An 11624-nucleotide genomic window follows, 5' to 3' on the forward strand; every position below is an offset into this window, starting at 1 on the left:
TTATTAAAATTAGGATCGTTGTTTTTTAATATTTTCTGTTCAGACTCAGTTTCTCATTCTGATACTTTGAAAAAGCTTTGAAGCTTTTTGAAAATCCAAAATGGTATACCGATGCGGAATAAACAATTATCATCACCAAAAAAGGAATTTTCGCAGGTAACGGGGATGAAAGAGAAAACAAAGAGAAAACAGCTCCAAAAGACGCAATTGAAAATAATACTATTGATAGTATTCGGGCCCAGTTCTTTCCATTATATGCAAACACCAACAAACCACCTGTCAAAATAAACCTGATCATCTGTTGGCTAAGTTTCCCGGTTCCGGCATTTGGTACAAGTAAATTATAAAAATATATAGTGTACAGCGACACTAATAAAATACTGATTGAAATCAGTATAGTGTTTTTCTTCCCTATTCTTTGCAGCTGATTCATCCCCATTTTTTACAGAATTTCGGATTAGTTTAAAGTACTAAAACAGCAAATATGCGGTCTGTTTTAGATTTCCCAAACATAACCATTTCAATCCATTCGCGCCCTCACCAATTTTGGTGATTTTTCGAAAATTTTCACAACAGTTTCCATTAAAAAACCGGCTATTTCTAACAATCCGTGACAAAAAAAACCGCAACTTTTTTGTTTTCTTCTCTTTGTGGGAATGGATTGTAAATCCGTGCTATCGGGTGATGTTGTTTGCCAAAGATCTATTTCAAATATTCGATTTTCCTTTCTTTATCATCATTGACATTACTCCAATCTACGCTCGGCTGTAATTTTTTAAGCCCCCTTATATCTCTTTCGAAATTATTTTCAAGTTTCACAATTGTATCATTGTCTTTGGCATAATCGTTAAACATTAGGTTCCCCACATAAGTAATTTCACCATTTTTAACTTCAAAAGGTATGGAAAAACCGGAAATATAGCTTTCTTTCCCACCATAACCATAATTTGAATATAATCTAATCCCGGACATTGTATATTTCCCTTCAGGTCTTTCTATCGCAAACAAATATGTTCTGCCATTTGTGTATTGCCCACGATGTTTTGGCCTAACCGGTTCGGGTGTAATGGATATTTCTGTACTATTTTTTTTTGAGATTTTTGGGTCGTCATTCAAACAATCGACTTTAAAGAAATATCTGTCAAAATTTGGTTTTTCTTGGGGGAAAGTTATTGAGCCTACCATCATACCCTTTTCCGTATTTCCTTTTTTGAAATACATAGGTTGACTTGGTAGCGACGGAATAGCGCAACTATGATAAATTGTGCAAGTAATTATTAACCCTATCATCAGGAGTATGTTTTTTAGAAAATGGTTTTTCATTATTTGAATTTATTAAATAGTCACTTTTTTTTAGAATTTCTGCTGATTTCAAAAAACAAGGAGTCCTAAAACGGGAATCAGTTTATTTTTTTGCAAATTTAACCATTTTCTACACATTGTTACTACACAAACACAACCCCAATGGCATTCATTTTTTTACCAGATAGCACGGATTTGTAATCTGCGTCTACAATGAGAGCAAATAAACAAATACAACCTGTAAAGTTGTGGTTTTTGTTCGTTAATAAAGTAAATTAGAGTTATACGTTTTAATGTTGGTTTGCTATAGTTTGAAAAGGAAGTGACCGCTGTTTCAAATTGAAAACCAAATTTCATTTTGACACACACAAAACAAGAAAGCTTATTTAATACTGAAACAATTCCGCTTCAAATTCTATCTTTGTTCCTCACTTATATAATTGATATCAAATGCAACTCGTTTTCGCCTCCAACAATGCCAATAAAATAAAGGAAATCCAACAATTGGTTCCTGCCGATATTCAGATCTTAAGTTTAAATGATATCGGTTGTGATGTTGATATTCCCGAAACGGCAGATACTATTGAAGGTAATGCCATGCTGAAAGCCAATTACGTGACCGAACATTACGGCTACAACTGCTTCGCCGATGACAGTGGTCTGGAAATCGATGCTTTGAACGGTGAACCGGGTGTGTATTCCGCACGTTATGCAGGTTCGCAACGCAATGACAATGATAATATCAATAAAGTGTTGGATCTTCTGAAAAACGAAGCTAACCGAAAAGCCAACTTCAAAACCGTTATCGCCCTCAATTTAGACGGGAAACAACACCTTTTTACCGGAATCATCAATGGAGAAATAACAAATGCCCCACTTGGAACCAATGGTTTCGGTTACGATCCGATTTTTATTGCCGAAGGTTTTTCTGATACTTTTGCACAAATTTCACTCGCAGAAAAGTCCGCCATAAGCCATCGCGGCAGGGCTGTTGCTCAGTTAATCGCTTTTTTAAAACAGTAACTTATTGATTTTCAATTCATAATAAAATTTTAATATTGGATTTTGCATTAGTTTATTCCATTAATAAACAATACCTTTGCACCCAATTTAAAATATTTTATGAATAAATTTGAACAATTAGGATTGAATGAGTCGCTACTGCTGGCGATTAAAGATCTAGGATTTGAGAATCCGTCAGAAGTGCAAGAAAAAGCGATTCCAGTACTATTGGAACAAAACACAGATTTAGTTGCCCTAGCGCAAACAGGAACAGGGAAAACCGCCGCTTTTGGTTTCCCTCTAATTCAAAAAATCGACGCTGAGAACAAAAATACTCAGGCATTGATTTTGTCGCCAACGCGTGAATTATGCTTACAGATCACCAACGAGATAAAATTATACTCAAAGTACATAAAGGGGTTACATACTGTGGCTGTTTATGGTGGTGCAAGCATTACAGAACAAGCTAGAGAGGTAAAACGTGGCGCACAGATTATTGTGGCTACACCAGGTAGAATGCAAGATATGATCAATAGAGGTCTTGTAAACATTAAAAACATCGATTTCTGTATCTTGGATGAGGCAGATGAGATGTTGAACATGGGATTCTACGACGACATTTGTTCCATTTTATCGGACACACCGGAGGAAAAAAACACTTGGTTATTCTCCGCAACCATGCCTGCTGAAGTAGCACGCATCGGAAAACAATTCATGTCAAACCCGGAAGAAATTACGGTAGGACATAAAAACTCAGGTTCGGCGACTGTATCGCACGAATTTTATTTAGTTAACGCACGTGACCGTTATGAGGCTTTAAAACGTTTGGCGGATGCTAACCCGGATATTTTCTCGGTAGTTTTCTGTCGTACAAAAAGAGACACTCAGGCCATCGCGGAAAAATTAATCGAAGACGGATACAACGCTGCAGCTTTACACGGTGATTTATCTCAGGCACAACGTGACGGGGTAATGAAATCGTTCCGTGGCCGTCAGATCCAGATGTTGGTTGCTACAGACGTAGCGGCTCGTGGAATCGACGTAGACAACGTAACGCACGTAGTAAACTATCAGTTACCGGATGAAATCGAAACTTACAACCACCGTTCTGGCCGTACAGGTCGTGCAGGTAAATTAGGTACTTCGATCGTAATCATCACGAAAAGTGAATTGCGTAAAATTTCTGCTATCGAAAGAATCATCAAACAGAAATTTGAAGAGAAAACAATTCCAAACGGAATTGAAATCTGCGAAATTCAGTTATTACACTTAGCTAACAAGATTAAAGACACGGAAGTTGATCACGAAATCGACAACTACCTTCCTGCAATCAACGAAGTGTTAGACGGTTTATCAAAAGAAGATCTTATCAAGAAAATGGTATCTGTAGAATTCAACCGATTCATCAGCTACTACAAAAAGAAAAGAGATTTATCAAGCCAGTCTGGCAGCGAAAGAAGTTCTGAAGGAAGAACTCCTCAAGCAGGTGACGCGGTTCGTTATTTCATCAACATCGGTTCGAGAGACAACTTCGATTGGATGTCATTGAAAGATTACTTAAAAGAAACATTAGACTTAGGTCGTGATGACGTATTTAAAGTAGACGTTAAAGAAGGATTCTCTTTCTTTAATACAGACGCAGAACACTCTGATAAAGTAATGGAGATCTTAAACAACGTCCAATTGGAAGGAAGACGTATCAACGTTGAAATTTCTAAAAACGACGGTGGCGGAAGACGTGACCATAACGGAAGAAATTCAGGCGGAGAAAGAAGAGGCGGCTTTGGCGGTGAACGCAGAGGTGGTTTCGGAGGAGAACGCAAGAGTTTCGGAGGCGATCGTGACAGAGCTCCAAGAGGAGAAAGAAGCGACCGTGGAGGTTTTGGTGGTGAAAGACGTTCAGAAAGAAGAAGCGGTTCTGATGACAGAGCACCAAGAAACGAAAGACGTTCAGGAGGCTCAGCACCAAGACGTTCGGACAGTCCGGCTCCAAGAAGAGGAAGAAGAAGTTAATCACTTTTTGTTAATTTTCTTTAAATAAAAATCAAAAACTACAAAATAACGAGTACATTTAGACCTTTCTAAATTCAGTATGAAGTATTTTGTAGTTTTTTTATTGTTTTTCCTTACCTCTCTTTCCTCATTTGCACAGGACGGAGAATATACCAAAATATCGGGCGTAGTGGTCAATGAGGCTAATTTGCTGCCTAAAAGCGACGTAAACGTTATCAACCTCAATACCGTAAAAGGAACTACAACCAACGGTCGCGGGGAATTTGAAATTGAAGCAAAAGTCAACGATACCCTTCACTTTTCTTATATCGGTTTCCAATCGATTAAAATCCGTGTTTCTGCCGACTGGGTTAAAAACAAAACCGGTTTCAAAGTAAAACTGACCGAGAAAGCCTATGCGCTTGAAGAAATGTTTATTCCAAGATACTTACTTACAGGATACATAGAAGTAGACACCAAACTTATTGCACTTAACGACGCACAGCGTTACAGCATTTCCGGGTTAAATTACGGATATGAATCCGGGGGAAGTGCCGCATCACAGATCAACAAAGTAATGGGTTCGCTTTCCAATCCGGCCGACGCGCTTTATAATGTATTCGGTAAAAAATCTAAAGAGATGAAAAAACTCCGCGAGTTCAAAAAAGACGAAACCATCCGTAACGTGCTGGCTTCAAAGTACGATCGCGAAACCGTTTCCGCTATTCTAGGTATCGAGAAAAAAGAAATCAAGGAAATCCTGAAAGGCTGTAATTATTCAGATGCATTTATCGAAACAGCAAACGACCTTCAGATCATGGACGCTATCAAAGGCTGTTACGAAGATTACAAGTTGTTGAAGAAAAAACAGTAGCCATTTATTACAATTACTATTGATCTCTTGGCTATTCCGACATAAAACTCTTTGGTGGCAACTGATTTTTGGCATTTTCTTCCTTCTGATGATCGAGATAACGCTGAAATATATTCCCGCAAATTCAGCAGCAGGTTTTCTAAACATCAAGCAGACAGAAGTAAATCAGGTTGAAGCCTATTTGCCTATTTTTTACATTCATGTTTTCTCCTCCATTTTTGCTCTAGTATCAGGATTCACGCAGTTTAATGATCGGATTCTGAAAAGAAACAAACAACTGCATCGCAAAATCGGAAGTCTTTATGTCGCAATTATTCTTTTGTTTGCAGCACCCTCAGGGCTTTTCATTGCTTGTTTTGCGAATGGTGGGCTGTATTCCAAAATAGCATTCATAACACTTTCCCTTCTCTGGTTTTGGTTTACATTCAAAGCGTTTACCTCCATTAAAAACAAAAATATTCCGGAACACCAGAAATACATGAATCGGAGTTTTGCTTTGACATTCTCTGCCATAACCCTGCGTTTTTGGAAGGTAATTCTTGTATATTTGTTCCACCCCGCTCCTATGGACACCTATCAGATCATAGCTTGGCTGGGTTGGATTCCCAATATCATTATCATTGAATTATATCTGTACAAAAAATTCAAATCATGAAAAAAATCATCGTACTTACCCTTACTCTTCTCTTTTTGGTTTCCTGCAAAAATGAAGGAGCTAAATTTACCGCTTCGAATGAAAAAATAGAAAAAGAACCCTACAAATTTCTTTACGGAAACTGGGTGGGTGATTTTATTGTTTCGGAACACCGTGATAATACGGAAAACGACGATTATGTTTATTCAAACAAAATCAATATCATCATCAAAAGAATACAGGGTGAAGCTGTCACCGGTATAAATATCGTGGCCGGAAATATGAGACCGATTTCAGGAACTATGACCATTGATAGCTACGGCGACCGTCATTTCGTTTTAAAAGAACCGGGAGACCAAAAAGGTGATGGCATTTTCACCTTTAACATCAAAAGCGATACACTTTCGGGGGAATGGGCAGCTTATGACAAAAATGCCGTTGTCACAAAACGCACTTTCAAACTCGTAAAACAGAACTTCGAATACAAACCCGAAGCTATGCTTCCCGAGGACAATATGTATTTTGATATGTACAGCAGGAAAGTGGACAGTACTGCAGCAGACACATTGGAAATTGAGGGAGAAGAAGTAGTGGAATACACCGAATTATACAGAGCCGCTTCCGATGTTATTTTCACCATTAATTCTTCCACAAAATTACTGGCTGAAGAAGACGTCAAAAACCTGAAAAAATTAGAACTTGAAATACTGCGAAACACCATCTTTGCACGACATGGCTATTCTTTCAAAAAGAAAAGTTACCGCCAGTTTTTCGATCCTGTCGATTGGTATATCCCTGTTTCTGATAATGTTTCAGGCAAACTTACAGCTATTGAAAAGAAAAACATAGTGCTGTTAGAACGGTTTGAAAAATATGCTGAAGACAATTATGATTCATTCGGGCGTTAATTTCTTTTTTTAAAAATTTTACCAAAATGGCGGGAATACAAAACTACTTCTGTCTTATTCTATTTGCCTTTATATCTTTTTCTTTTATCAACATTAAAGAAAATAATAAGATTTCTTTGGAAAAAATTTGGGTTTTAGAAAGCAGAATAAATGACACATTGATTTATAAAGCTCAAAAAAAGTTACCGGAAAATTGTGAATGCTTTGAATTTTCAAAAGATGGAACCTATTCAGAAACCATAAAATATGAAACCTCTGCAAGCGAATTTAAATACGAAACGTCAAAAGGAACCTGGGAGATCAAATCGGATTCAATTCTAATTTTAAAAACTCAATATTTCCTTCAGAGCAAGAGAATCATAAAACTTACAAAAAATAGATTGGTGTTGAAAAGAACAAGTTTATTCTCTAAACCAAAACCAAAATTGTAAAAACCCTTTTTGCACTGCCTTTGAGCAAACGGATCACTGAACACTGCCAGCTAAACCCGCTCCAAATACTTTTGCGTAATAAAATCAATATCCTTAATCGATTTTCGAGTCCAATCGATGCGCTTTTCCAGCAATTCTGCATCTGTTAACTGCCATTCAACATCTGAATGACGAAGGCGCGTGGAAATATGCTGCAGAATAATCGCTGCTGAAACCGATATGTTCAGACTCTCGGTAAAACCTACCATCGGAATTTTCAGAAAACCGTCAGCCTGTTGCAGCACTTCTTCGGATAATCCAAGTCGTTCCGTACCGAAAAAAATCGCAGAAGGTTTCCTAATATCAAATTCTTCCAGCATACAGTCGTTTTCGTGTGGCGTGGTGGCAATAAGCTGGTAACCCCTCGCCTTTAGGTTATCAATACAATCCTGATTATTACTGAAACGATGAATGTCTACCCATTTTTCAGCACCCATTGCGATTTCCTTATCAATTTTTTTCCCGTAACGTTGCTCTACGACATTCAGCTCCTGTATTCCGAAAACTTCACAACTTCGCATTACTGCACTCGTATTGTGTAACTGATAAACATCTTCCAAAGCAACCGTAAAATGTTTGGTTCGGTTTTGTAAGACTTTCAAAAAGCCTTCTTTCCGGTTTGGCGTGATAAATTCTTCCAGATAATTCAGATAATCGGGGTCTGATAAAAGGTTTTCCATTAAAAACACTGAATTTTGAATATTGTTTAGTAAATTAGTCGGAGTTAATTCTTACGTATGACTCAAGACGAATTATTGCCGCTAATTTATAAAAAAGACAATAAAGCTTTTACCCTTTTGTACGATATGTACGCCAGGAGTCTTTTTGGCGTAATATTCAGTCTGATAAGAGATAAGGAAGAAGCGGAAGACGTATTGCAGGAGACATTTGTGAAAATCTGGAAAAATATCGATAGCTACAACGAAAGCAAAGGTCGTTTTTACACCTGGATTCTCAATATCGCACGCAATAATGCCATCGATAAATTACGCTCCAAAGATTTTAACAATCAGCAGAAAAACCTGTCGGCTGATAATTTCGTACATATACTTGACGATCCGGCCAAAGTAACCAATAAGATTGATGCGATTGGTGTTCATGAATTTGTCAAAAAATTAAAACCTAAATGCATACAGTTGATTGATCTGTTGTTTTTTAAAGGGTATACCCAACAGGAAGCTTCCGATGAACTTGAAATTCCACTGGGCACCGTGAAAACACAAAACCGAAACTGCATAAACGAATTAAGAAATCTTTTGAAAGCCTAATGAACAGTAAAGAATATATAGAGAGCGGCATTTTGGAGCTTTATGTTTTTGGAAAACTTTCAGAAGAAGAAGCCCGTGACGTACAGCAAATGGCCGCAGACAATCCCGCGATGCGAACTGAGATCGCAGCCATTGAACACGCGGTGGTCAATCTTTCGCAAAGTGTTGCACCTAACATCTCCTCCGAAACCTACGATAAAATCCGTCATGAGTTATTAGGTGATAGCACGGAAGAAGTTCAGACGAAATCAAAAACCAACTGGTCGCAGTATATAGGCTGGGCTGCCGCAGTAGTAATTCTCTTGGGCGCTGCTTTCATGTACCTGCAGATGAACGACCAGATGAACGGAATTATCAATACGGAAATTGAAAAAAACAATTCCGAGTTCAAGGGGATGCAAAAGACCATCACAACGCTGGAAAGCAAAAACAAAACCACCGAAAACCTTTTAAAGATCATCCGCGATAAAAACAACAGGGTAGTAACCTTAGAAGGGCAACCCGCGATGCCAGGAGCAATGGCAAAAATCTATTGGAACAAAGCCACACAAGCTGTTTACGTCGACGTGCAGGGATTACCCAGACCTCCTCAGGGAATGGTTTATCAGGTTTGGTCCCTAAAAATGGATCCGTTAACACCGACCAGCATCGGCATACTAAATCAAATGACCGCTGACACCACAAAAATATACCAGGTGGAAAGCACGGTTGATGCTGAGGCCTTTGGAATCACTCTGGAACCGGAAGGCGGAAGCGCAATGCCAACCATGGAACAACTGTACGCTTTAGGAAAAATGTAATATTTAGAGCGTCTTCCCCTACAGCTATCGAAACGGAACTATTCAACCGCTTTTTGTACCTTAAACTTTTAGAGATGAAGAAGAAACTTGTAATCCTGTCCGGCGCCGGCATGAGTGCCGAAAGCGGCATTAAAACCTTTCGTGATGCCGACGGACTTTGGGAAGGCCACGACATTATGGAAGTAGCCTCTCCCATAGGATGGAACAAGAATCCGGAACTGGTTTTGGACTTCTATAACAAACGCCGCGCACAACTTTTCGAAGTGCGACCGAACCGCGGACATGAAATCATCGCCGAACTGGAAAACTTGTTCGACGTTCACGTTATCACTCAAAACGTAGACGATCTCCATGAACGCGCCGGAAGCACCAAGGTGCTCCACCTTCACGGTGAGTTGCTAAAAGTGCGCAGTATCCACAACGAAAACCACCTCCTCGACTGGAAAACCGATTTAAATTTAGGCGATACTGACCAATTCGGACATCAGCTCCGTCCCCACATCGTATGGTTTGGAGAAGCAGTGAACGCGATGGACGAAGCCATTGATATTGTAGAAACCGCCGACGTTCTTATAGTCATCGGAACCTCATTACAGGTATACCCTGCCGCCGGATTAATGAATTTCGCCAAACAATATGTTCCGGTTTACTATATCGATTTAAAACCTGCCACGATTTACGATCTTCCGAATCCGTTGGAGATATTACCAATGACTGCGAGTGAGGGAATGAATTTTATAAAAAATCAGTTGAGATAGGGAGAAGAACCAAGGATTGCGGATAATGCGGAAGAAAACCAAACAGTTGTAATCCTAACGACCTACCTCTCTTATTTCTTGTCTCTTATTTCTTGTCTCTTACTTCTCGTCTCTTTCTTCTTACTCTTGGTCCAAACCTATTTTCTTTCTTCGTCTTTTTACCCTGATAACTTTTCCCCTCTCCCTTTTGCCTTGTGCCTTAAAAAAATTATCTTTGCCCTTTCGTAAAAACAACATACAAAAAGATGCAACTAACTGAATTGAACGCTATTTCACCAATTGATGGTCGTTATAGAAATAAAACCGTTTCGTTATCCCAATATTTTTCTGAAGAAGCTTTAATCCGCTACCGTGTTTTGGTGGAGGTGGAATATTTTATTGCGCTTTGTGAATTGCCTTTACCGCAACTTTCAGGCGTGGATAAAAACTTGTATCCTGAGTTACGTAAAATGTATGAAAACTTCTCAACAGAAGATGCGCTTTGGATCAAAGAAACTGAAAAGACCACCAATCACGATGTGAAAGCTGTTGAATATTTCATCAAAGCGGCGTTTGACAAGTTAGGATTACAGCAATACAAAGAGTTCATCCACTTCGGATTGACTTCTCAGGACATAAACAATACAGCGATTCCTCTTTCTACTAAAGAAGCGTTCGAAAAAGTATACATGCCAAGCTTAATCAGCGTAATTTCAAAACTGAAAGAATTAAGCATCGAATGGAAAGATATTCCGATGTTAGCCCGTACGCACGGACAGCCGGCTTCCCCTACCCGTTTAGGTAAAGAAATCAACGTTTTCGTAGAGCGTTTGGAAGAGCAGATGCGTTTGTTGTTCAACGTACCGTTTGCTGCTAAGTTCGGTGGCGCTACCGGAAATTACAATGCGCATGCTGTGGCTTATCCAAACAACGACTGGAAAAAATTCGGAAATGAATTTGTGGAAGATATTTTAGGATTACACCATTCTTTCCCTACAACACAAATTGAACATTATGACCATTTCGCTGCGTTTTTTGATGCATTGAAACGTATCAATACGATCTTGATTGATTTGGACAGAGATATCTGGACGTATGTTTCCATGGATTATTTCAAACAGAAAATCAAAGCAGGTGAAATCGGTTCATCAGCTATGCCTCATAAAGTAAACCCGATTGATTTTGAAAACTCGGAAGGTAACTTAGGAATTGCCAATGCTATTTTCGAACATTTATCGGCAAAACTACCTGTTTCCAGATTACAGCGTGACTTAACCGACAGTACCGTTTTACGTAATATCGGCGTACCGATGGGACACACTATCATCGCTTTTGAAGCTACTTTGAAAGGTTTGAACAAATTACTTTTAAACGAAGATAAATTCGCAGAAGATTTAGAGAAAAACTGGGCAGTTGTAGCAGAAGCGATCCAAACGATTTTACGTCGTGAAGCGTATCCGAATCCGTACGAAGCTTTGAAAGAACTAACCAGAACAAACACGGTAATCAATAAAGAAGCGATTCATAATTTCATCGGAACTTTAAATGTTTCTGAGGATATTAAATCGGAATTGATGAGGATTACACCTAGTAATTACTTAGGAATCTAAAAGTGCAACATACAGACCGAAAGGTTT

General features: G+C 38.7%; 13 protein-coding genes. 10 read left to right on the forward strand and 3 right to left on the reverse strand.

Annotated features, from left to right (window positions below; genetic code table 11):
- Window positions 1-25: 25 nt before the first annotated feature.
- Together AC3E9U_RS03065 and AC3E9U_RS03070 are read right to left on the reverse strand one after the other, a co-directional pair.
- On the reverse strand, window positions 26-439 hold the full coding sequence (locus tag AC3E9U_RS03065) for a hypothetical protein (RefSeq protein ID WP_488745435.1): 414 nt from the start codon (window positions 437-439) through the stop codon (window positions 26-28).
- Window positions 440-702: 263 nt separating this feature from the next.
- Window positions 703-1221: a hypothetical protein gene (locus AC3E9U_RS03070; RefSeq protein WP_488745436.1), complete on the reverse strand. Its 519-nt coding sequence runs from the start codon at window positions 1219-1221 to the stop codon at window positions 703-705.
- 531 nt (window positions 1222-1752) lie between these two features.
- Between AC3E9U_RS03070 and AC3E9U_RS03075 the strand changes: the two genes are divergently transcribed.
- From AC3E9U_RS03075 to AC3E9U_RS03100, 6 genes are all read left to right on the forward strand, one after another.
- Window positions 1753-2325, forward strand: a complete 573-nt coding sequence (locus tag AC3E9U_RS03075; RefSeq protein ID WP_488745437.1) for a non-canonical purine NTP diphosphatase — start codon at window positions 1753-1755, stop codon at window positions 2323-2325.
- A 99-nt stretch (window positions 2326-2424) separates the two neighbouring features.
- Window positions 2425-4317, forward strand: coding sequence for a DEAD/DEAH box helicase (locus AC3E9U_RS03080; RefSeq protein ID WP_488745438.1), 1893 nt, complete (start codon window positions 2425-2427; stop codon window positions 4315-4317).
- Window positions 4318-4396: 79 nt separating this feature from the next.
- Entirely contained in the window at window positions 4397-5170 is a 774-nt protein-coding gene (locus tag AC3E9U_RS03085) for a carboxypeptidase-like regulatory domain-containing protein (RefSeq protein WP_488745439.1), read from the forward strand.
- A gap of 88 nt (window positions 5171-5258) precedes the next feature.
- Window positions 5259-5825 (forward strand): DUF2306 domain-containing protein, encoded by a 567-nt coding sequence (locus AC3E9U_RS03090; protein ID WP_488745440.1) that lies wholly within the window; start codon window positions 5259-5261, stop codon window positions 5823-5825.
- Entirely contained in the window at window positions 5822-6712 is an 891-nt protein-coding gene (locus tag AC3E9U_RS03095; RefSeq protein WP_488745441.1) for a YARHG domain-containing protein, read from the forward strand. Before AC3E9U_RS03090 ends, AC3E9U_RS03095 begins: the two co-directional genes overlap by 4 nt.
- Window positions 6713-6738: 26 nt before the next feature.
- The gene (locus AC3E9U_RS03100; RefSeq protein ID WP_488745442.1) at window positions 6739-7143 is read left to right on the forward strand and encodes a lipocalin family protein; all 405 of its coding nucleotides are present in this window, start codon (window positions 6739-6741) and stop codon (window positions 7141-7143) included.
- Between the two features lie 50 nt (window positions 7144-7193).
- Here the strand turns inward: AC3E9U_RS03100 and AC3E9U_RS03105 are convergent, their stop codons facing one another.
- Window positions 7194-7862, reverse strand: a complete 669-nt coding sequence (locus AC3E9U_RS03105; RefSeq protein WP_488745443.1) for a TrmH family RNA methyltransferase — start codon at window positions 7860-7862, stop codon at window positions 7194-7196.
- A gap of 57 nt (window positions 7863-7919) precedes the next feature.
- Between AC3E9U_RS03105 and AC3E9U_RS03110 the strand changes: the two genes are divergently transcribed.
- The 4 genes from AC3E9U_RS03110 to purB all read left to right on the forward strand — a co-directional run bounded on the left by AC3E9U_RS03110 (window position 7920) and on the right by purB (window position 11597).
- Window positions 7920-8450, forward strand: a complete 531-nt coding sequence (locus AC3E9U_RS03110; RefSeq protein WP_488745444.1) for an RNA polymerase sigma factor — start codon at window positions 7920-7922, stop codon at window positions 8448-8450.
- The gene (locus AC3E9U_RS03115; protein ID WP_488745445.1) at window positions 8450-9250 is read left to right on the forward strand and encodes an anti-sigma factor; all 801 of its coding nucleotides are present in this window, start codon (window positions 8450-8452) and stop codon (window positions 9248-9250) included. The genes AC3E9U_RS03110 and AC3E9U_RS03115 overlap by 1 nt, the downstream gene beginning before the upstream one ends.
- A gap of 74 nt (window positions 9251-9324) precedes the next feature.
- Window positions 9325-10008 (forward strand): SIR2 family NAD-dependent protein deacylase, encoded by a 684-nt coding sequence (locus AC3E9U_RS03120; protein ID WP_488745446.1) that lies wholly within the window; start codon window positions 9325-9327, stop codon window positions 10006-10008.
- A gap of 245 nt (window positions 10009-10253) precedes the next feature.
- A complete protein-coding gene (gene purB / locus AC3E9U_RS03125; protein ID WP_488745447.1) occupies window positions 10254-11597 on the forward strand; it encodes an adenylosuccinate lyase in 1344 nt (447 codons plus the stop codon).
- The last annotated feature ends 27 nt before the right edge of the window (window positions 11598-11624 follow it).

The organism is Flavobacterium sp. 21.1 (genome assembly GCF_057801535.1).